At 51.0% G+C, this 21,680-nt stretch carries 22 protein-coding genes; 8 read left to right on the forward strand and 14 right to left on the reverse strand.

Translation table 11 applies throughout. The features are described from left to right. Nucleotides 1-281: 281 nt before the first annotated feature. The 3 genes from LLG46_07720 to LLG46_07730 all read left to right on the forward strand — a co-directional run bounded on the left by LLG46_07720 (nucleotide 282) and on the right by LLG46_07730 (nucleotide 3,270). Nucleotides 282-1,808 carry a BamA/TamA family outer membrane protein gene (locus tag LLG46_07720; protein MCE5323187.1) on the forward strand — a complete coding sequence of 509 codons (1,527 nt, stop codon included), beginning with the start codon at nucleotides 282-284 and terminating at the stop codon, nucleotides 1,806-1,808. Nucleotides 1,809-1,962: 154 nt separating this feature from the next. Further along, on the forward strand, nucleotides 1,963-2,994 hold the full coding sequence (locus LLG46_07725; GenBank protein ID MCE5323188.1) for a hypothetical protein: 1,032 nt from the start codon (nucleotides 1,963-1,965) through the stop codon (nucleotides 2,992-2,994). A gap of 18 nt (nucleotides 2,995-3,012) precedes the next feature. Beyond that, the gene (locus tag LLG46_07730) at nucleotides 3,013-3,270 is read left to right on the forward strand and encodes a hypothetical protein (protein ID MCE5323189.1); all 258 of its coding nucleotides are present in this window, start codon (nucleotides 3,013-3,015) and stop codon (nucleotides 3,268-3,270) included. Between the two features lie 87 nt (nucleotides 3,271-3,357). Here LLG46_07730 and LLG46_07735 read toward each other — a convergent pair whose 3' ends face one another. From LLG46_07735 to LLG46_07755, 5 genes are all read right to left on the reverse strand, one after another. Continuing rightward, on the reverse strand, nucleotides 3,358-4,440 hold the full coding sequence (locus LLG46_07735; GenBank protein ID MCE5323190.1) for a polyprenyl synthetase family protein: 1,083 nt from the start codon (nucleotides 4,438-4,440) through the stop codon (nucleotides 3,358-3,360). Between the two features lie 66 nt (nucleotides 4,441-4,506). After that, nucleotides 4,507-4,701: a YwbE family protein gene (locus LLG46_07740; protein MCE5323191.1), complete on the reverse strand. Its 195-nt coding sequence runs from the start codon at nucleotides 4,699-4,701 to the stop codon at nucleotides 4,507-4,509. Continuing rightward, nucleotides 4,698-5,288: a hypothetical protein gene (locus LLG46_07745; GenBank protein ID MCE5323192.1), complete on the reverse strand. Its 591-nt coding sequence runs from the start codon at nucleotides 5,286-5,288 to the stop codon at nucleotides 4,698-4,700. Before LLG46_07745 ends, LLG46_07740 begins: the two co-directional genes overlap by 4 nt. Nucleotides 5,289-5,418: 130 nt before the next feature. Further along, nucleotides 5,419-6,642 carry an aspartate kinase gene (locus LLG46_07750; GenBank protein ID MCE5323193.1) on the reverse strand — a complete coding sequence of 408 codons (1,224 nt, stop codon included), beginning with the start codon at nucleotides 6,640-6,642 and terminating at the stop codon, nucleotides 5,419-5,421. Nucleotides 6,643-7,344: 702 nt separating this feature from the next. Further along, a complete protein-coding gene (locus LLG46_07755) occupies nucleotides 7,345-7,674 on the reverse strand; it encodes a PAS domain-containing protein (protein MCE5323194.1) in 330 nt (109 codons plus the stop codon). Between the two features lie 82 nt (nucleotides 7,675-7,756). Here LLG46_07755 and LLG46_07760 point away from each other — a divergent pair, with 82 nt between their 5' ends. Further along, entirely contained in the window at nucleotides 7,757-9,184 is a 1,428-nt protein-coding gene (locus LLG46_07760) for an MATE family efflux transporter (GenBank protein ID MCE5323195.1), read from the forward strand. Nucleotides 9,185-9,186: 2 nt separating this feature from the next. On the opposite strand, the gene hpnI is transcribed toward LLG46_07760, so the two are convergent. Beyond that, on the reverse strand, nucleotides 9,187-10,335 hold the full coding sequence (gene hpnI / locus LLG46_07765; GenBank protein ID MCE5323196.1) for a bacteriohopanetetrol glucosamine biosynthesis glycosyltransferase HpnI: 1,149 nt from the start codon (nucleotides 10,333-10,335) through the stop codon (nucleotides 9,187-9,189). After that, nucleotides 10,332-11,192: a hopanoid biosynthesis-associated protein HpnK gene (gene hpnK, locus LLG46_07770; protein MCE5323197.1), complete on the reverse strand. Its 861-nt coding sequence runs from the start codon at nucleotides 11,190-11,192 to the stop codon at nucleotides 10,332-10,334. Before hpnK ends, hpnI begins: the two co-directional genes overlap by 4 nt. Nucleotides 11,193-11,416: 224 nt before the next feature. Here hpnK and LLG46_07775 point away from each other — a divergent pair, with 224 nt between their 5' ends. The 3 genes from LLG46_07775 to LLG46_07785 all read left to right on the forward strand — a co-directional run bounded on the left by LLG46_07775 (nucleotide 11,417) and on the right by LLG46_07785 (nucleotide 14,532). Next, complete coding sequence (locus LLG46_07775; GenBank protein ID MCE5323198.1) at nucleotides 11,417-12,565, forward strand: DegT/DnrJ/EryC1/StrS family aminotransferase; 1,149 nt, start codon at nucleotides 11,417-11,419, stop codon at nucleotides 12,563-12,565. A gap of 208 nt (nucleotides 12,566-12,773) precedes the next feature. Then, nucleotides 12,774-13,799: a Gfo/Idh/MocA family oxidoreductase gene (locus LLG46_07780; protein ID MCE5323199.1), complete on the forward strand. Its 1,026-nt coding sequence runs from the start codon at nucleotides 12,774-12,776 to the stop codon at nucleotides 13,797-13,799. Nucleotides 13,800-13,962: 163 nt separating this feature from the next. Then, nucleotides 13,963-14,532, forward strand: coding sequence for a GNAT family N-acetyltransferase (locus LLG46_07785; protein ID MCE5323200.1), 570 nt, complete (start codon nucleotides 13,963-13,965; stop codon nucleotides 14,530-14,532). 7 nt (nucleotides 14,533-14,539) lie between these two features. Here the strand turns inward: LLG46_07785 and hydG are convergent, their stop codons facing one another. From hydG to LLG46_07820, 7 genes are all read right to left on the reverse strand, one after another. Continuing rightward, nucleotides 14,540-15,961, reverse strand: a complete 1,422-nt coding sequence (hydG, locus tag LLG46_07790; protein ID MCE5323201.1) for a [FeFe] hydrogenase H-cluster radical SAM maturase HydG — start codon at nucleotides 15,959-15,961, stop codon at nucleotides 14,540-14,542. Nucleotides 15,962-15,965: 4 nt separating this feature from the next. After that, nucleotides 15,966-16,217, reverse strand: coding sequence for an iron-only hydrogenase system regulator (locus LLG46_07795; GenBank protein ID MCE5323202.1), 252 nt, complete (start codon nucleotides 16,215-16,217; stop codon nucleotides 15,966-15,968). 267 nt (nucleotides 16,218-16,484) lie between these two features. Further along, the gene (locus tag LLG46_07800; protein ID MCE5323203.1) at nucleotides 16,485-16,892 is read right to left on the reverse strand and encodes an NUDIX domain-containing protein; all 408 of its coding nucleotides are present in this window, start codon (nucleotides 16,890-16,892) and stop codon (nucleotides 16,485-16,487) included. After that, complete coding sequence (locus LLG46_07805) at nucleotides 16,889-17,947, reverse strand: glycosyltransferase family 4 protein (GenBank protein ID MCE5323204.1); 1,059 nt, start codon at nucleotides 17,945-17,947, stop codon at nucleotides 16,889-16,891. The genes LLG46_07800 and LLG46_07805 overlap by 4 nt, the downstream gene beginning before the upstream one ends. Before the next feature lie 4 nt (nucleotides 17,948-17,951). Beyond that, nucleotides 17,952-18,689 (reverse strand): polysaccharide deacetylase family protein, encoded by a 738-nt coding sequence (locus tag LLG46_07810; GenBank protein MCE5323205.1) that lies wholly within the window; start codon nucleotides 18,687-18,689, stop codon nucleotides 17,952-17,954. A gap of 179 nt (nucleotides 18,690-18,868) precedes the next feature. Further along, entirely contained in the window at nucleotides 18,869-19,900 is a 1,032-nt protein-coding gene (locus LLG46_07815; protein MCE5323206.1) for a trypsin-like peptidase domain-containing protein, read from the reverse strand. Nucleotides 19,901-19,974: 74 nt separating this feature from the next. After that, complete coding sequence (locus tag LLG46_07820; protein ID MCE5323207.1) at nucleotides 19,975-21,006, reverse strand: hypothetical protein; 1,032 nt, start codon at nucleotides 21,004-21,006, stop codon at nucleotides 19,975-19,977. 76 nt (nucleotides 21,007-21,082) lie between these two features. Between LLG46_07820 and LLG46_07825 the strand changes: the two genes are divergently transcribed. Next, complete coding sequence (locus LLG46_07825; GenBank protein MCE5323208.1) at nucleotides 21,083-21,658, forward strand: response regulator; 576 nt, start codon at nucleotides 21,083-21,085, stop codon at nucleotides 21,656-21,658. The last annotated feature ends 22 nt before the right edge of the window (nucleotides 21,659-21,680 follow it).

Genomic DNA, 21,680 nt, shown 5'->3' on the forward strand with positions numbered 1-21,680 from the left:
AACCTCCCATTATCTCCACATTAGAATGAAAATAGTCTCTTGCCGTATGGAGCAATATTCGCTCTCCTCGCCAATGAGTCCTTTTTTTATTTCTATTTTTAGTTGTGTGTCATAATTGTTCTGCGATAGAGCATCGTCCAGTGATTTGACAACAGCCCAGGTAAAACAGCTATCATATGCAAAAGATAACGTCTGTGATGATTATGAGATTAAGCCGATTTTTGTATTTGTTGATTATAGCTTGCATAGTTTTTACGGCTGTGCATTGCGCAGCTCAAGATGTGTCCGGCATAGATTCAGTCGACACGAATGATCTGCACATAGAGATTCCGCCACTCGCCCGGTCAATCACATTCCAAGGCAATACGGCAATCACTACTGGTGATCTCCTGCAAGCCTCCGGTCTCAAATCAGGGCAGTTGATAAATGGGGATGTGCTCAATAAGGCGATAGATGCGGTCCAGGCGGCCTACCAAGATCGTGGATATATTGCCGCGGTAACGAGCATAGATCTGCCCAAGCCGGGACAGGTCGGCACACTTACTATGACCATCACCGAACTCAGGATCACCGCCATCAGGTTTGAGGGACTCAGCAAGGTCCGTGAGAGTGCAGTCAGGCGCGTGCTCACAGTCAAAACAGATGATCTTTTCAGTCGTGAAGCGATAACGCGCGACTATGTCCAGCTCCAGCAGCTTGGAGTATTCGCGGCGATAAACTCAGATATGGAGCCGACCCAGCAGATGGGGCAGGCGATACTCATATGGAAGTTTGATGAGCAGACCCAGTTCAACTATGCCGACCTCGGGGGCAGCTACAGCCCACAGGACAGCCTGATAGGTTCGGTCAAACTCACATTCGGGAACCTTGGCGGCAAAGCGCAAAAACTCTTGGTCTCTGGTGAGATGGGGAGCGTGGAGTCTCAAGCAGGCGGCCGGATCGAGTATTTCAATCCGTGGATCGCGCCTGATAATACATCTCTCAAGCTGGATGTTTTCAGTTTGCCGTATTACAGATTTTCCAGGGACCTTTCGGGCACGGGACGCTATTTCGAGCGCCGCAGCGGGTTCAAGGCTGCGGTGAGCCATATGCCTGAGCCGTCACTGACCCTAACAAGAGGGCTGAGGTTTGAAAATGTGGTCGCCAAGAACCTGCCTACGAGTGAGATGACCGATCCGACTCTCCAGAGCGGCAGCCTATTGCTCGCGAGTTTGAAGGCAGCGCAAGACTATCGCAACTCGTCGACGAATCCCACATGCGGCACATACACCCTCGGTTTCTTTGAAAGTGGGTGGTCGGACCAGGGCACGGGAGGGGACAGTATGATAGGCAAACTCTGGGCCGACCGCAGGTGGTATATTCCACTGAGGGCTCAGACGGTCAAGCCGGGTGCAGTTGGCGAGCAGAGTGTGCCGGTGCTTGCTTTGAGGGCGATGCTTGCCGGGTCGGCGGGCAGCCTGCCGTATTACGAGCAATACTTCGTTGGTGGGATAGGGGACATGCCTCTCAGGGGCTATCTCGAAGGCCGCTACTGGGGCAAATATGCGATGCTTGCGAATGCAGAGATCAGATATCCGTTCACCAGGGATATATGGGGCGTTGCGTTTGTAGACACGGGGAGTGCCTGGGGCAGTGAGTTTCAGTATATCTCAGGAATAACCACACAATACAGCCAGAGCAAACACTTCTCTCCTCGTGCGGGTGCTGGTTTTGGCGTGCGGTACAATTCCCCATACGGCCAGATGTCTGTCGACTTCGCATATGGCGATGCATTTCGGACATACTTCAGTGTAGGCCAGTTGTTTTAGGCGATTCGTTCTGCTGCATCTTCCACTTTTCTGCTTCGCGTAGAATCCACGGTATAAAATAACTAAAGAAGAAATCGGCATTGTATACGCCATTACCTTATGCTACCATTCGATTACAGCGAGCGCTTGCAACTACAAAATAAGGTGGCATATTATGAAAACTCAGTTAGCGAATTGGGCTATCCGTAAGATTGAGTCTGAATATAAGGACGATGTGTGCCTACTGATCGGGCACAAGGTACGTGAGTTCGATGAGAATAATGACGAGATCAGTTTCGGTTTCTATATCCCAGCAACCAGCCGATCGAATGGTCTGGCACGCACGTTTATTATTGATGGCATAGGATATGATCTGTTTCCGATGTCCTGGGAGCGCGTAGAGCGAATCGCGGATATCAAGGCAGATAACCCTGTGTGTCTGGACGATGCAGAAATTCTATATGCCAGAAATGATGATGACCGGCGGCGCTTTATGGCTCTTCAGGCACAGTTGCGGGCTAACTTGCAGAATCCGCACTATATGTACAATAGGGCTCTCGAATTGCTTAACACAGCGATGGAAATCCATCAGGAGATGCTTTTCGAGGACAGGTTGTATAAGGTGCGCGAATACGCGGGATACATCTGCATCCATCTATCCGACGCCGTAGCATTTGCCAATCAGCGGTATTTCAGACAAATGCAGACAAATCAGATCGAAGAGCTTCTGTCCATGAATGAAATCCCGGCGGGGTTCACTGATCTTTACGAGAGTGTAATTCGCGCAAAGACGGCTGATGAGCAGAAGAGATTGTGCCACAAGATGATTGTCTCGACCAAGGTGTTCCTCGCAGAGCATGACAAGAACGCAGTCAGAAGAATCAGCGTGCCGGACTTTTCCGAGCTGGCATTCTGGTATCAGGAACTCAGCTACACATGGCTCAGGGTCTACCATTGGTGTGATGAGAATAATCCGGTCAATGCCTATGCCTGGTGCTGTCTGCTCCAGAAAGAGCTGGATATCGTTGGTGCTGAGTATGGTATTGCGGATCTTGACATATTCAGTGCATTCGATGCGGAGAACTTATCGGTTTTTCGCAAGCGCGCAGAAGTTGTCGAGCAAAACATCGTTGCTGCCATAGAAGCAAACGGAGCAGCGATTGAGTCTTATCCGACGGTTGCAGACTTTTTGGACAAAAACAGCTAAATCCGGAGGTGTTGCGAAATGAGATACAAGAACGCCTCCGATGTCTTGCCTGATGACCTGCTAAAGGAAGTACAGAAATATGCAGCTGGTGACACTCTGTATTTTCCAAAAGATACGGCTCGAAAAAAGTGGGGCGAGGATTCAGGAGCGCGGAACTATTTTCAGCAGAGAAATGACGAGATCAGGCAAAAGTTTTTGCAGAAGGTCTCGATAGAGAGACTTGCAGATGAATACTGCCTGTCCGAAGAAACTGTACGGAAGATCATATTCAAGTAGGCAATGCTGCATAACAGTAAAGGTGCTTCGGGAACAAGTCCCGAGGCACCTTTTGTATGTTGTGGTTCACATAGAGTTTGGCCGTGCCTAGAAACTCCTGTTAATCATATAGTGCGCCCATGCCTCCAGAAGCAGCTTATATTCCGTATCCGGCAGCACATCCAGTTCAGGCAGCGCCTTGTTCACATGTTCAAGTGCCAGTTCCTTTGTTTTCTCGATACCACCGAGTTGCACCATCATCTCAGTTGCTTTCTGCACATCCTCAGCGGATGCGTCGGATTTACCGAGCACCGAGAGCAGAAACTTGCGCTGTTCATTGGTCGCTTCTTTTAAGGCAAAGAAAACTATCGTGGTCTTTTTGCCCTCGCGCACATCCGAGCCTACGGGTTTGCCGAGTTTTTCTTCTTTTCCGAGCAGGCCGAGAATGTCGTCCTGGAGTTGAAACGCAGTCCCGCAGCTCGATGCGAACCTGGAAAGCGCCGCGACGGTGGGGTGGTTGATATCAGCGGTGTTGAGTCCGATCATTGCTCCGGCCTTGGCTGCAAACTCATAGAGCACTCCGGTCTTCATCCAGAGCATATAGACGATATCATCACGAGTAAGCTGTTCAATCGGGGTGCGCGAGTACTGCACATCCAGTGTCTCGCCTTCAATGAGCGTATTGACTACATGCGATTCCAGGTAATAGATGATCTCGAGTATTACTCTTGCGTCCACATCACCATTTCGCGCGCACTCACACAGCAGACTCACGTTCCAGCCGTGCTGAGAGTCGCCGGTGAGAATAGCCAGGTCGCGGCCATATTCTTTTGCTTTTTCCTCGCTGTAACCCAGTTTGCTCGTGGCGAATATCTCACCCAGTTTGTGGACTGTCGGTCCACCGCGCCTCAGTTCATCGTTGTCTATAACGTCGTCATGGACCAGCGTCCATGTATGAAACAGTTCCACAGCCGCAGCAGCGGGCAGCGCGATATTTTCATCTCCACCGACTGCTCCGCATGCCCACATAAGCACAGCGGGCCGCAGTCTCTTGCCGGAGCGTTCGATATAAGCGAAAACCGCGTCTTCCAGGTCTTTTGGTTTGAACCATTCGCGGAACCGCGGCTGCTTGAAAAATTCATTGACTTTGCTCTCCCTTGCTTGAAGAGCCTCCATAAGATCGAGAGCCATACTGCCTCCGAGTTATATTTTAAGAAAGCCGACAGGTCAGAATATACCCAAATCGAGGGGCGGATGTCAAGCCATTATTGCCATCACCCGACCGACCGTCCCATCGGTCAGCATTACTTTGATCCCGCGCGTATGCACAGCGCTGTTTGTGAGAATTCGAGAGACGACGCCATCGGTGAGTGCACCGGTGCGCTGGTTCTGCTTCTCTACAATCTGAACACGCATACCGGGCTTGATGTCGCTTCTCTTTTCAACCGTCATGCACTTCGCCGTTTGGATCTGATAGCCAACCATACCATGGCTATCTGGATTTTCATCAGTCCGATCAAAGCCTTTGAGCCTGTCCGGCATTGTTCGGGCGATAGTTCATTGATTGTCGCATTACAAAAATAAGCCACGCACTGTATCGGGCGAAGCTCATACGGAATTCTGCAGCCTTTAGTTGTCAATTCCGGGCAATGCCCCGGCACGCACTCAGCTTTCATTACGTCGGTGTTACTTTCAACCCACTCAGCTGCGATATCATAAGGAGCCATATTGCCTTCTTTACGCCTGCCATATCTATGCGGTGTTGCGGGGAACTGAAGCACACGGTCGGTGAAAGCATCACGCTCACGCACACCTCCGCAGCATTTGCCTTTGCAGTCGGCGCAGACATGATCATGGCTCGACCCGATGCGGTTAAGCACTCGCTGATATTTCATTCTCTTTCGGTTCAGCTCAGCGAGTTCAGAACCGGCATGTGCAAGGTTTTTGCCTTTTTCGAAGAGTCTGGCAGCGTGATTGCAGATAATCTCGCATGTGCGAAACACCGGTCGCGACCAGAGCAGGAATTTTGTGCGTTCCATCCGACTCATATTTCAACTTTCATAGAAATCCCTCCAGGAGGATACCCGGAGGGAAGAATTCAGATCATCAAGGCTTGTTGCGAAACAATAAACATCATCAAATTTAGTCATTCCGAGCGTATGCCTTGCTCTATACTTTCTCCAGCTCAAAGACCTTATGCAGGGCACGCACGGCTTGTTTGACTTTCTCGCGTTCGATAAGGCATGTTATGCGGATCTCGCTTGTGGCGATGGACAGGATGTTGATTTCTTCGCCTGCAAGAGCCTGAAACATTTTGTCGGCGTAACCCGGATGGTTTCGTATGCCGCTTCCGACGATGGAGATCTTAGCCAGTGTCTGATCGGCCAGCAGTTCTTTTGCGCCCAGCTCAGCGACGACCGGTTCCAGTGCTTTCTTGGTTTTTTCGTAATCGGCATCAGACACGGTGAACGATATGTCCGCGTGACCCTCGGTGCTGACGTTTTGCACGATCACATCGACATTGACGTTAGCCTGTGACGGCGCATGAAAGATTTTGGCAGCCACACCGGGTTGGTCAGGTATGGCTACAACCGTGAATCTCGTTACGCCTGTATCGTGAGCAATTCCCCGAACGGGGTTGCGAATTTCCATCTCAGGATCCTCCTTGGTGATGATTGTGCCGGGGACTTCTCTGGCGCTGTTTGCGACCAGGATATCGACTTCATATATCTGTCCAAGTTCAACTGCGCGGTTATGCATCACGCGCGCGCCCTGCCCGGCCAGTTCAAGCATTTCTTCGTATGATATGGTGTCGAGTTTAACAGCGTCCGATACAACTCTGGGGTCTGCGGTAAAAACCCCATCGACATCGGTGTAGATTTCACATTTATCGGCTTTAAGGGCGGCGGCGAGAGCGACTGCCGTGGTATCCGATCCGCCTCGGCCAAGTGTAGTAATGTCGGCCCAGCTTGCATTTTCAGTGATTCCTTGAAATCCTGCGACGACCACCACATTACCCTTGTTGAGTTCATCTTTGAGGCGCTTGCCGTCGATCTTGAGTATTCGAGCTTTGCTCTGCACCCTTTCGGTTATGATGCCTGCCTGTCCACCCGTGAGCGAGACTGCTTTTTGCCCAAGCTCTTGGAGCGCAATAGCCATCAAGGCGCTCGATGCCTGTTCACCCGTCGCCAGAAGCTTATCCATCTCACGTTCTCCGGGTATGGTTGACAATGCTTTGGCCATACTTATCAATTCATCGGTAGTGTCTCCCATAGCCGAAACGACCACGACCACCTGCGCATTCTTTGCGCGTGCCGCCACCCGTTTCGCCACGGCGGCGATCTTTTCGGTGGAGGCGACGGAGCTTCCACCATATTTCTGAACGACAATCACGACGTTCTATCTCCTCCTTGTTTACCACGAGTCCCGGAGGTTCCTTAAAACCCCGCTTGCTGCAGCATCATTGTGATTAGAATAGCATATTCGTGCGGGGGTGTAAATGGGTAGAGGTTAATCATCAAGATGGCGTAACTGATTTAGTATTTCAGATTTTGTATTGATTATTTGCTTATGTGTGGGGTAATGCCGTTCTTTCCCTCTCCTGGGGGAGAGGGTTAGGGTGAGGGGGCAACCTATCACTCAAAATATCATATCAATAAGCCGAATTGCGTTTCAATATACAGTCATTCCGAGGAGGAACGACGAGAAATCTGCTTCGCACTAGAGTAATAAAAAAAGCCGATGTTTGAAATTGAAGAATAACACTGCGTGCCAACTGATGTCATTCCCGACCTGATCGGGAATCCAGGAAGCTGCACTACAATATAGTTTAGGTATCTGGATTTCCGCTTTTGCGGAAATGACAAATATAAGGGAAATGACAAATATAAGGGGAATGACAGATATAAGTGGAAATGACAGAACACAACATTTTTGATCGTCCGAGGTATTCCTGCCTCGGACGCATCTTGCGATGGGCATTCTTGCCCCGGCAGTTGGTATCTCGGGATTTGAGGAGCGAAAGGAAACCAATCACTCATGTTAATTACATATCAACCGCTCTGGAAATCCCGAAACAAACAGTCAACCGGGGACTTACTTTACCGGCGGCTCATATCTTTCATAATAGCCAATGAGCTTTCCGTTATCATCTCGAACTGCGCGCATATACACTCGGTGCTTTTCGTTGTCTGAGATCATGCGCTCATCTTCGCCCTGCTCGAATGCCGAGTATACTTCGCGTATCACTTCCTGCGAACATGCATTGTGGCAGTCGAAGATAGACTTGCCTATGATATTCCCCCATTTGGCATAGTTAGCGACGGCGGGTTTGTTCATATAGCGGACAATGTGATCGCAGTCCACATATACGACGGGGTCTTTCATACTGTCCAATATTGCCTGCATCAATTCAATGTCTATCATGACAACTACCTCACACGAAAATGTATTAGTGATAGGTATGGAATTTCCTCGCATGCGGGCGTAAAATATAACTGGAGACAACATGGAACAATCAGAGCAATCATCTGCCTCAAAACATGGCCGCGACATGACGAGCGGGAGTATCCCGCGCCACCTCATTCATTTTTCGCTTCCGATGCTGGCAGGCAATATAGTGCAGACGGCATACAGCATTGTCAATGCCATCTGGGTAGGCAAGGGCTTGGGCAAGGCGGACCTTGCTGCGGTAACTGTCAGCATGCCGATAGTGTTCTTGCTTATGACGATTGCCATTGGGCTTACCATGGGCACCAGCATTCTAATTTCTCAGTTTGCCGGGGCACGCAACTACCGCAGGCTGAGGGATGTTGTGCAGACCTCCACCGTGCTGGTTATCGGTTTTAGCATAGTCTTGTTTGTGATTGGGGAGTTGGCGACTCCCTGGATCATGCGCCAGATACAGACACCGGCGAACGTATACGATCTTGCCGTGAATTATATGCGCATATTCCTGTGCACTCTGCCGTTTACATATGCAACTTTTCTTGCGGTATCCATGCTCAGAGGGGTAGGCGACTCCAAGACTCCGCTCTATTTTCAGGTAGGCTCTCTGCTGTTGACGGCGATATTCGACCCGATACTTATGTTTGGCTGGCTCGGCTTCCCGCGTTTGGGGCTTAACGGAACGGCTGTCGCCAGCGTGGCGATGCAGGCGTTGGGGGTTTTTGCCACATTTTACTATCTCAGCAAATGCGATCACCTGGTTGCCCCCGATTGGCTGCATCTACGTGTGGACTGGCTCACGATGGGGCTCATAATCAAGATCGGGTTTCCGACCATCCTCCAGCAGTCATTGGTGTCCATCGGCCAGATCGTGGTCATCGGTCTGGTGAACAGCTACGGTGAAAATGCCACAGCGGCGTTCGGCGCATCTATGCGATTGGACCAGCTTGCAGTGCTTCCGGCATTGACGTTTAATGCCGCAGTGGCCACGGTTGTGGGTCAAAACATAGGCGCCGGGCATATCAGCCGTGTCAAGGACGTTTTCAAGTGGTCCATCATCATCTGCGGCGGTCTGACTTTGTTTGTCTCCACGCTTGCCCTGACCATGCCTCAAATCCTGCTCAAGATGTTTTTGAACGAGTCGAGCGTAATGGAGATAGGTGTGACGTATATGCATGTTGCCGCAATAAACTACCTGTGCTTTGCAGTCATGCTTATCGCGAACGGAGTCATCAACGGCTCAGGTCACACAATTATAACCACACTTATTACTCTGATCTCGTTATGGCTGGCGCGCGTGCCTCTGGCTGTATTTCTTTCTCACAGGCTGCACAGGGTCCAGGGAATCTGGTATGCCATTGCTATCAGCGCCTTCGTCGGGATGATCGCAAGCCTGGTTGTCTATTATTCCGGTCTGTGGAAACGGCCCGTGGTGTCCCGTGATATATTGGCAGTGGATTCTTCAGTGATCGCAAAAGATCTGGAATAATGCTATTTTACTCTTGTGATTCTTCCATCTTTTGCAAGTACCAGTTTTCTATCCCGCCAGGTCACGCTTCTTTTGAAATATCCCGCGACCCATATTGCAAATGAGAGCAGATCGCGAACAGGAATCAGCCATGCTCTCTTCAAAAAGTGGTTGTCGCCAAGACATACGACCGAGCCGATATACGCCGTCGCGAGTCTGATAATAGATACGCCGATCAATATCGACCATCCGAGCAAGCCGAACCCGACCGATGCGGCAAACATCAGCGCATAGGCAAACCCGAATGTAAATATAAGGCCGAAGTGACCCGCAGGTCTGCTCACTCTGGTTGTGACGGACCATCTGAGTTCTCTTTGCATTACATGTGCTATTTTTTCGCCCGAGAGGTTGATGTCGATCACATAGTCTGATAGAGCCACATCATATCCGACTTGGGTCGTCTTCCTGCCGAGTTGGAAGTCATCCGCCAAGTAGTTTGCGATGGTCTCAAATCCTCCAATTTTCTCTATCACTTCACGTCGGACTGCCATAGATGCTCCGAGGCCGAAGTCTATTTTGCCCATTGCATTTGCCGACGCCACACCCGGCGCGAATACGCATGTCATGTGGAGCGCTTCGAGCATATCTGCGATGCCATGGTCGTTGATACCTTTATACATACATGTGACCATCCCGACATTCGGCTCATCGAACGAAGCAATAAGCCGATCGATGAAATCGGGTGTTGCGCGTGTGTCCGCATCGGCAATTGCGATGATATCACCCACCGAACGCTCAAAGAGTGTGTGGAGTATTCTGACTTTGTTGTTGAACCCGTCAATGCTGCTGCCGGTGTATATTGACGCATGAAGTTTGCCTGCCGTGATATCTTGTAATATCTCGACAGATGGATCATTCTCATCGAGCACTCCAAAGAGCACTTCATAGTCCGTGTAATCCTGATCCATGAATGATATGAAATTTTCGCTTGCCCGTGAGTCTATTCCTCTGACCGGTTTCAGGATGCTGACTTTTAAGATATTTCTCTTTGCGGGGGATAGTCGGGATGATGCGGCTTTCCTGAAATGCCGGATCAACGCAGCAGTCGACAATATGTAATAGAGCGCGCCAACCGCTGCCAGTGCCAGAAACAAGATACTCGCAGCGCTCACCGCTCCACCTCCGGTTTCAAGTCTGCATATGTAGCCGGCACATACCCGTTTGCAATTACATACTCTTTCAGCCTCGCGTCGAGCAGTGTCTGCATGTCGCCTTGATTTGGACCCTGTGGGTCGGTCCGTTCAGATGCGCATGGATGAAAGAATATCTCGACGCTCTGCGCACGTATTCTGCCCAGCATCCCAATCACATGATCGATTTTCATATCTCCGCTCATCATAGCCCCGATTGACATTTCACATGTCGATAAGCCACATTCCCTTAGCGTATTTTCTCCCATCCAGGCCAGATAACCATGTCCAATAGCCGTCACGATTTTCAGCACCAAACGTGTGCGATCCACTTGCATATTGACCATCAGCGGGTCGTGCGGCAGCCTGATCCCATGTGCTCCGTATTGTTTTGCCATCTCGATCACTGTTGGAAGCACTGCGGGGTGCATATGCAGATGTTGATGCCCATCAACGTGGGATAGAGGCAGCCCTGTTTGCGCGAAAGCATCGAACTGAGCCTCAACTTCCGATCTGATCTGTGCCTTTGCACGCCGGCTGAAGTAGTATTTGCATGCGCATGCGGCAGGATTATCGCCGAACCTGCCGCATTTATCGACGATATCCGGGATATATTTCCGATCGAGCATGCTGCGTGCATTACTCAGTGCAAGGTGTAGTCCCACTGCAAGCTGTGGATCGTTTTTGGCGATTATCACTGCTTTATCGAATGCATCCCCGGTCACCATAATGCTGGCGCTCGTAATCAGCCCTTCGCGGCGCACATGCGCGACGGCGGTGTTTACTCCATTTGATGCGCCGAAGTCATCGGCATTGATTATCAGCAGTTTACGAAACATTTTTGTAATGCTACCCAAAAGCGGGGCTGTTTTTATTGCCGGGCTGTGATATAATGCACGTTAGGGTGCCGTAAAAGCATCCTTTGCATCGTTCCGAGAGGGGAATGACGCAGCCATCCGCAGGAGTACGCGCGATGGCTATCATATTGTTAGGGATCGTGGCATGAGCCTGCGGCTCGCCACGAAGGGGACGAAAATAGTTCCCATTTTCGAAGGAGGAACAAATGAAAGTACCTTTTTACGGCCACGTGCGTCAATACCACAACCTTAAGGCTGACATCGATAAGGCGATTGTCGATGTGCTTGAAAGCGGCAAGTATACCATGGGCCCGGCAATGCAGAGCTTTGAAAAAGAGGCGGCAGCCTACATGGGTATGAAGCACTGTATCGGCCTCAATTCCGGCACAGACGCTCTCTGGCTGACATTCATTGCTTTGGGGATCGGCAAGGGCGACGAAGTTATCACCACATCCAACACATTTTTTGCGACCGCCGAGGCCATCTGGCTGGTTGGCGCGACACCGGTCTTTGTAGACTGCGAAGCCGACACCCGCAACATAGATGTCACCAAGATCGAGGAGAAGATCACATCCAAGACCAAGGCAATCATTCCGGTCCACCTCTACGGCCAGCCGGCAAATATGCCCGAGATAGCAAAAATAGCCAAGAAGCATAATCTGCTTGTAGTCGAGGATTGCGCTCAGGCATTCGGTTCAAAGGGCGACACATTCAAGATCGGCGAGCTTTCCGATGCAGTCGCCACCAGTTTCATAACGGCCAAGAACCTCGGCACATTCGGTGACGGCGGCGCGGTCTTCACAAATCGTGACGACATCGTCGAGCCGATCCTCAAAATGCGCAATCATGGTTCCAACAAGCGTTCCCACCACAGCGTAGGCTGGAACAGCCGTCTGGACGATATTCATGCAGCCATCTTGAGTGTGAAGATCAAGCACATCGACGAGTTCAATGATAACAGAATCAAATGGGCCAAGCTCTATGACAAGGAACTCGCCGGCACAAAGATCAAGCTGCCCTACGGCAAGCCCGGCTACAGGCACATTTATCACCTTTATGTGATCGAGACAGCAGGCAGGGATGATCTTCAGGCGTTTCTGAACGAGAAGGGCATCACAGCTCTGACCAATTATCCGATCGCTATCCATGAGCAGGAAGGCTTCCCATTCGGACCCGAGCAGGGCTGGCCATATGCGGGCGGCGATCCGAAGCCGGTTCTGCCTGAAACAGAGAAGAACTCTGCAAACTGTCTCACCCTGCCGATCTATCCCGAGCTTACTGAGGAAGAGGTCAAGTATGTGGCCGCAGCAGTGCTCGAATGGGAAAAAGGCCCGGGCGCGAAGTATTTCAAATAATGGTTATCGGTTGGCAGTTTGCAGTCACCGGAGCCTACGACTCCGCGGTTGATAGTTGAAACTGCCAACTGCCGACAGGAGAAGATAACGACGATGGTCGGGGGTATTCTTGCCCCCGACCCACTTAACACTTCCTACCGAGCGGTGACAGGTCCGGGCTCTTCGCTTTCCACTCTCCGCTCTCTGCTGTTTTCAACGGAGGAACCAAATGTCTCAAGTCTATACAGTGGGCATCGCCGGGCTCGGCAAGCGCGGCAAGGTCCATGCTGACGTTTTCTATAAAAATCCCAGGTTCAAGGTTGTCGGTTTGGCCGATGTGGATTCAGGCAGAATAGCGGATGCGGCTGCTCTGTGCGGCAATCCCGAAGGTTTTGATGATGCGGGCAAAATGCTTGCGGCCACAAAGCCCGACATTTTCTGCTTCTGCACACCGCCGACTGTTCGTCTGCCGTTAATCAAGCTGGGCTGTGAGAACGGCGTAAAGCTGATCGCATACGAAAAGCCGATGGCGACCAATATGACTGAAGCCATCGAGATGAAAAAAGTTCTTGATGCTGCCGGTGTAAAGTCTGTTCAGAGCCATCAGCGCAAATATAACATCCAGTTCGTAAAGTGCAAAGAAGTTGTCGACAGCGGCGCACTGGGTCGAATTCACACGATCTACGGCACCGGCACCGGCTGGATGATGCACCTTGCGACCCACATTGCCGACTACATCCGCTGGTTCAACGGCGGAAATGAGGTTGAGTGGGTAGTAGGCCAGGCATTTGGCCGCGAGAAGCTCACAGACAACCATCCCAGCCCGGATTACCTGGGCGGGTTCATTCAGTTTGTCAACGGCGTGCGCGGCATAATGGAGGTCGGCGAGGTAGCTCCCGACGTGCCTGAAGTCGAGTATTGGTGGCGCAAGGTCCGGTTCATCATCCAGGGCACTGAGGGCTTTGCTGAAGTGCATGTAGGCGGCGGCTGGCGAGCGGTCACCAAGAGCCGCGGAGCCGAGGGTTCCGATGAGGGCACATGGGATGCCGACCACGAGCAGGTCCCGTATATCGAGGATATAGCCTTATGGCTTGACGGCACAAAAGTGCATCCTTGCAATGGCGAGGACGGCTACAAGGACCAGGAGATCATGTGCGGTCTGATGCGCTCGGCCATAGAGCGAAAGAAGATCGACTTCCCTCTGGGACCAGGCGAGCCTGAGCTTGAGGGTCTGGCAAAAGTACTGCCCGAATAAATAAGTAGTCAATAATAATCAGGGAGCCGCTTCATATTGAGGCGGCTCCAATATAAATCGGTATCCGGGACCTTTCGCTGGTTTTTTGTTAAGCACAAGATTACTGCAATGATGAACAGACTGGGAGGGCGAGGCTCCCGCCGAGCCACATCAGGACGCTTTGATGGAAAATATTCCAATCGCAATGTCGCGAGAAAACCTGGACAACATTCCAGATTATCCTCTTCCTCCGGGATGCAAATTTCGATTTTTCAAGCGTGGCGAGGAGCTTGTATGGGCGCAGATTCAGGTAAATGTGGGCGCATTTGAGAGCATTGAGCAGGCGATGGAGCGTTTCAATAAAGATTTCGCGCCGCACATGGACGAGTTCGAGCAGCGCTGTGTTTTCCTAGTGGAGGAAACTACGGGTCAGGTAATCGGCAGTACAATCGCCTGGTATCACCCCGACCGTGAGGGTGATGATCGTGGGCGCATCCACTGGGTTGTAATAATTCCCGAATTTCAAGGCCGCAAGCTCGCGAAACCCATGCTTGCCGAGGCCATGCGTCTTCTCAGAGCATGCCATCACAAGAAAGTGCATCTCTGGAGCATGACCACAGCCCAAAAAGCCATCAATATGTACCTGGATTTCGGGTTTGTCCCGGCGAATGTATCTGAGAGATTTGAAGAGGCATGGGGCGCCCTGGCTGAAGCGCTCGGACACCCCATATTAGAGCCTTACAAACTGAAGTGAAAGGTTTTCAGAACCTGAAATCTCTCTCACCAGCGCGAATTCTTTCCAGATACTCGTTGGCCTTTGCACGTACCTTGGGGTTCGGTATTTCGGCCATTTCTTTGTCAATCACCTTTTTACCCAGCTCACGGAGTTCATCATCTCCATAGTCGTCAAGATACTCCTGCAGAGTAAGGATTGCATTTGGCTGGCACATGTTCTGAATCTGGCCTGTTTTTGCGAACCTCATGAACCTGTCGCCTGTGCGGCCTTCACGATAGCATGCGGTGCAATAGCTCGGTATATAACCGTCTCGAATCAGGTCTTTGAGCATCTCAGTAGGCGACCTGCGGTCTTCCGGCTCAAACTGCGGTATTTCGTCTTCAAATCCCAGCTTTGCGGCATTCGCATATCCGCCGACACCGGTGCACGACCCGGCGCTCACCTGCGATATTCCGAGCGCGATGACTTCGTCACGATAGCCCTTCGGTTCACGTGTAGAGAGTATCATCCCCGTATACGGAGTAGCCAGCCTCAGTATGGCGACAATTTGTTTGAATTCTTCATCGCTCACCAGATACGGGAAATCTTCGGCATTGACGCCCTCGGCTTTGCGTATTCGGCAGGAGGAGTAGGTATGCGGCCCAACTCCAAATCTGGCTTCCAGATGCTCGGCGTGCATCAGCAGTCCGGTCACTTCATATTTCCAGTCGTGCAAACCGTATAATACTCCAAGCCCCACATCGTCTATTCCACCGAGCATCGCTCTATCGTGGGCTTCGGTATGATATTCATAGTTGCGCTTGGGTCCGGCCAAGTGGAATTTCAGGTAAGTCGGCTTGTGATATGTCTCCTGGAAGAGCACGTAAGTGCCGATGCCGGCAGCCTTAAGCTTTTTATAGTCTTCGACAGTTGTCGCGGCGATATTCACATTTATACGCCGTATCGAACCGTTATCGAACTTGAGTGAGTAGATCGTTTTAATGCAATCGAGCACATATTCAATCGGGCAGTTTACGGGGTCCTCACCGGTCTCCAGTGCCAGACGCTTGTGACCCATACTCTCCAACAGCTTTACTTCGCGCGCAAGCTCTTCCTGGTTGAGTTTATGGCGCTTGAATGTATGGTCATGATTATAGCCGCAATAAGCGCATCGATTAACGCAGTAGTCAGACACATACAGCGGCGCGAACATGACGATTCTTCGGCCGTATATGTGTTCTTTGACTTTTCGAGCCAGTGCATAGATTTCTTCCATAATCTCAGGCGAACTTACATTACAGAGCACAGCCGCTTCTCGATGCGTCAGTCCCTTGAAATCAGCTGCTTTGGCCAGAATTTCCCTGATCCGCACGATATCGTCTGCCTGCGCGCGTCCCTGCGCGAGAGTCTCCTCTATCTCATCATGACTTATAAACTCATTGGAATCATTGGATTTCGGATCATACATAACACTACCTCGTTTCTTTTGCCAGAGCTGTCTTCACCGATACGTTTCGCACCCTGCCGAGCCTGCCGGTGAGCGCGCTTATTTCATCACCAGTCCCGTCTACTATTATTGATATTACTGACACTCCGCGTTCCTTATACGGCACGCCCATTCGGCCTACAATGATGCCGGAGAACTCATGGAGTACTGCGTTCACCTCTTCAGCCGCCGAAATATCTTCGACTATAATTCCTACCACGCCAATACGCTTGTCCATACTCACCACCTAACCAGGATTATGCGCTTCACGCATAATCTTGGGCTCCAAGAGCATCATTCACGCTCTCGTGAATAATGCAGACTAAACAAAAAAGCCCTCTCGCAGATCAGCAAGAAGGCGTATTTGATCGTTCAAATATTAAACGCATAACGCGCCTTCCCGCTTGGGCTTATCGGCCTTGCGGTCGGGTAATTTATTCAAACCGGCGGTGGAACTAGTCCCATCGCCCGTCAGTTAGATTCTATATCTATATGCCGCATATTGTCAAGAGTTAAACGTTGAGGCAAAAATTTTTGCAATCGGCTTGAACTGATCGCATATATCCGCTTTTTCGAGTTCATTAGGATAGACCCAAAGAAAGTCGTCATGCTCGTCGCTGAGTGCGACTGTGCCTGATTCTGTTCGACCCTCAAGCAGCAGATATATAATCCGGTTGGACGGCGATTCGGACTGTGCCGATCCCACGAGCTTATCGATTGCGACTTTCAATCCTGTTTCTTCGGTGACCTCACGTATCAGAGCCTGATCGAACGCCTCGCCCACATCCAGCTTGCCACCTGGAAAGTCCCATTTGCCGGGGTTATTTTTTGAGTCCATCGATCTTTTCAGCAGCAGACATCGTCCCATATCGTCTCTGATTATCATTTTGACCGACAGCGCAAACGGCTTCATTTCGTGTAATCCTCGAGTATCGAACAGACCGCCTTGATCTGTTTCTTGAGATCGAAACAGCTTTCCGCCCTCGATCTGCCTGCTTTGCCCATGCCTTCGGCAGCAGACTTGTCTGCAATCAGCTTTCCCATGGCTTCGGCTATCTGTTGAGGATTGTTCGCGGGAACCAAGATGCCTGTTTCGCCTGATACTACTATCTCCGGCAGCCCACCTATGTTTGTAGCGATAACAGGACGCGATAGAGCCATAGCCTCCACTGCCGCCAGTCCAAAACCTTCCTTTAGTGATGGCACGATGACCGCGTCGCATGCGGACATCAGAGGCTTAACGTCAGCATTAAACCCTTTGAACTCGACATTATCCGCAACTCCGAGTGCCTGCGCAGCGCCAATCAGCTCATCGCGAGTCTTTCCGTCCCCTACGATCATCAACCAAGCGCTCGGACAGGTTTTCGAGAGGATAAACATCGCCTCTATTGCGCTGCGCTGACCCTTCTCTTCCGAGAGCCTGCCAAATATCCCAAAGACGGGAGTTGTTTCTTCATAACCCTGAGCGCGTTTTGCCTCTGCGAGCGGAACCGGACTGAACCTGGTCAAATCGACTCCATTGTGGACCACATGCACTCTGTCCGGGTTCAAACCCTGCGTGCAAAGATGCTTTTTGACGGCCTCAGATACAGCAATCACTGCAGTGGAATATTTGAAGCATGTCGCAGTGTTCAACCCATGCACATGAGCCACCGACGGCACTCCAGCCAGCTTTGCAGCGAAAGCTCCGAGCAGGCTTGCAGTCGAGAGATGAGTGTGGATGATGTCTATATGGTGCGAGCGTATCAGCAATGCCAGGCGGATTACGGTCATCGGGTCGAACTTGCCGTGAGTTTTCCAATTGAAGCTCGATATACCCCGGTCGGCTGCATATTTGACGAACGGCCTGCCCGAGGGGACAAACAACTCAATATCGATATCGAGTCTGGAGAGTTCATCGCATAAGTCGGCAACATATACTTCCGCGCCGCCGATCCGTGATGGTGTTATCGCCTCCAGCACTCTCATAGGCTCAGTCGATCACTCCGCTTGCCCGTCTTGCTCGGCCTATTTTTTTCATGAGCAGCGGACCGAAAGCATTCCATCGCACATTCACCCTGGGAATCTCGAATGAGCCTGCTTTCCATACTATTCCCAGTCTGGTTGCGACTGCATTGGAATAACCCGCTTCAATTGCGGCAGCGATGACGCGGTCGTCGCAGTTGCCGTAGGGGTATGAGAACGATTTCACTTCTCTGCCGATCAAGTCTTCGAGTCTGCTTTTAGACTCGACCAGTTCGCGATCGAGATCACTGTTGTTAAGCTCAGTCAGATGTGGATGAGTAAGTGTATGCGAGCCAATCTCAAACCCTGCGTCTGAGAGTTCTTTTATCTGTGCGGCGCTCATCATCTGCTCACTCTGGTCACCGGCCTTGCGGTCCCACTCGTTGAACCCGCCAATGGAATCGACCACCACATAGATTGTCGCTTTCATCTGCCGCTCGACCATTGCAGGATAGGCATGTTCATATACGCTCAGATACCCGTCATCAAAGGTGATCGCGAACCTGTCGATATCGGATAATTCCTCTGAAATCACAGAGTCCAGGTTTGTCGCAGCCCAGCCTTTTGATGAAAGATAATCCATCTGTGATCTAAAGAGGGTAGGTGCCACATACTGGCCTGCCACCAGTGAGGATAGCTTTGGCAGCCCCATGCGGTGATATAACAGCACGACCGACGTTGTCGTGCGCAAAATACTGGAAAGCAATGTTCATTCTCCGTAAAAATAATTGGTAATAGTATACTCTTTTTTGAGCTATGCCCCAATACCGGTTTATTATAATGATGAGCAAGCAGGGAGCCGGGAGGGCGAGGCTCCCGCCGAGCCGAATCTTGCGCAGAACAAGTGGGAGGGCGAGGCTCCTGCCGAGCCTTTGGGTATACCCACTATCTCAGTGACAGAGGCATTTCGCGGATGACTACCACGAAATGTCTCGGTTTGCCATCTCGTAGAGCGGTAACATCCAGTTTGTCTCCTATTTCTCTTTGCCGGATGATTTTCTGGAGCGAGCCACCGTCCGTAATTTTTTTATTATCGACCTCAACGATTATATCGCCTTTGCGCATTCCTGCAAGCGCCGCAGGTCCACCTTTTTCGACCTGAGCGACAATTACCCCTTCTTTTACGGGCAGACCGAATTCTTCGGCCACTTCTGCGCTGAGTTCCGCGAAGGATATCCCAATCCAGCCGACCACAATTCTGCCCTGTTTTTTAACTTTATCGAGTACGCTGCGAGCTGTGTTGATAGGAATTGCGAAGCCGAGTGTACCGGCTTTACCGCTGACGACGACAGTGTTGATTCCGATCACTTTACCTGCGCTGTCTACGAGTGGTCCTCCACTGTTACCGGGGTATATGCGGGCATCGGTCTGTATGAGGTTAGTAAGGGATAGTCCGCCTCCGGGGATGGTCCTGCTCAGTGCGCTGACGACCCCTACAGTCACTGTTCGCTCGAATCCATAAGGGTTACCAATGGCTATTGCGACCTGACCGACCTGCAACGAATCCGAATCACCCAAAGGGGCGATGGGCAGATTGGTGACGGGAATTTTTATGATTGCAAGGTCAATGCCCGGGTCTCCGCCCAGGCTCTTTGCGTCCACCTGCCTGCCGTCTGCCAGGGTGACGGTAAGTTTTTTTGCACCGCTTATCACATGGTTATTGGTCAGGATTTCGCCTTCTTTGGAGATAATGACCCCTGAGCCTATGCCGTCTTCTTCACCTCCGGCATCATATTGAGTGACTGCGACCACAGTCGGCCCGATATTTTTTACAATATCAATTATCCGGCTCTCTTCAGGCAACAGGAATGTAGCCGGACCTCTACCCGAGTCAGCCTCGTTTTGTGCGAAGCAGACTACTGGTGATAAAACGATCAGCGCTATTAAGCCAAAGACGGCTGGTTTTGGCCTTCGCATACATGTTTCCCCCTGGAAGTGTCATATATTAGGTATGATCACTTTCGAGGGTTGGGGAAACATTGACATTACGGTCAGCTCTGACCGTCGACAAAATTCCACGATGCGATATCGAATGTCATCCGATATGCAACTGCCGTCTTAGGCTTATGTTTCTTCTCCGGCTGAGGCTTGAAAAGCGACCATATAATCGGCAGCGATGCCAGCAGGAGCAGTGCCACGATTGCGGTGGATATTTTTTCTTCGCGCGAGAGCTTGAACTCTTGCCAGTTCGCAGCTACCACTGCCACAGCCAATACTATAAGCGCGGGCAGGGCATGGAGCACATTGAACAATACCGCCAGCATTCCAAGTGTCATCGCTCCAAACACGAACCAGTAGTTGCGGCGCGGCTTCATCGCGAACCTATGTACTACTGCGAACACTATCGCCATAAATATAAAGTCACCCGGCCCGATCATGGTTGAGGGCATAAATGTGCCTGCCCCGGCGTGGGGGATCGGCGTGCTCACAGCTCCGACCACCTCGGGCGCATTTTTTATCACATGTGAGACTGGTCCTCTGGTCACGGTCCAGAAATCTATATATGCGGCGAACATCACCACCGGCAGCAGCAGGTTTTTGTCTTTGATTCTAAGTGACACCAGATATCCCAGGCTGATGGCGGCGAGCATGATGCAGATGAAATAGAGCATGGTCAGCGGTGTTATGTAGTTGGCGACCACGAAGAACTTCTCGCGCAGTGTCAGCGCGCGGTGCACTATCTTGACTGCTCCCGACCGCCACACAATCAGGTCCATCAACCCATATGCGCATCCCAGGCTTATCACAAACGCTGCAAGCGAGTGGATGAAGCCCATTTTCAGCCTTACACTCTGATAGATGATGCCGATCTGTATTGCCATAAACATAACGGTCGGCAGCGCAATTATAAGAATGCAGATTATTCTGATGCCTGCGGCAGGAATACCCGATGTGTGTGAAGCCGCATTTGTAAGGTGGCTGATTATATCGGGCAGAAATGTCGCTTTTGGGACCAATAGCCACAGCGCCAGATATGCTATTATTACGGCTGCCAGGCTGAAGACGGGTGATTTCTTTAGCACATATCGCTCCTATAGCTTTGACAACGATTATAGCACATTGTAGAATCATATTAGGATAAATATGGAGAAGATAGATATGAGCCAGATCAGAGTTGTAATAGCCGACGACGAGTCCATCATCAGGATGGACCTGAAGACACTGCTTGAAGAATTGGGGCATGTAGTAGTCGGAGAGGCCGCCGACGGCCAGAAGGCTCTCGAACTTACCCGGTCACTCAAGCCGGATGTAGTGATAATGGATATCAAGATGCCTGTGATGGACGGTCTCGACGCCGCGAAGATCATCGCTGATGAGAAGATAGCGCCGGTGGTGCTGCTCACAGCCTACAGCCAGAAGGACCTGATCGAGCGTGCGAAGGAAGCAGGGGTGTTTGCATACCTGGTCAAACCATTCCAGGAATCGGATGTGCTCCCGGCGGTTGAGATAGCGATATCCAGATATTTGGAGCAGCAGGACCTCGAGACGACTTTGGGCGATTTGGAGACCAAGCTCGAGACCCGCAAGATAGTCGACCGTGCCAAAGGAATTCTGATGGACAAGTATAAGCTTTCCGAGGCCGAAGCATTCAGGCGAATTCAGCAGCAGAGCATGAACCAGCGCCGTTCGATGAAGGAGATAGCCGAGGCTCTCATCATCGCGCATGATATTTAGATTGAAAGCCAAGAGCGGCGAG

Source organism: bacterium (genome assembly GCA_021371935.1).
GTDB lineage: Bacteria > Armatimonadota > UBA5829 > UBA5829 > UBA5829 > UBA5829.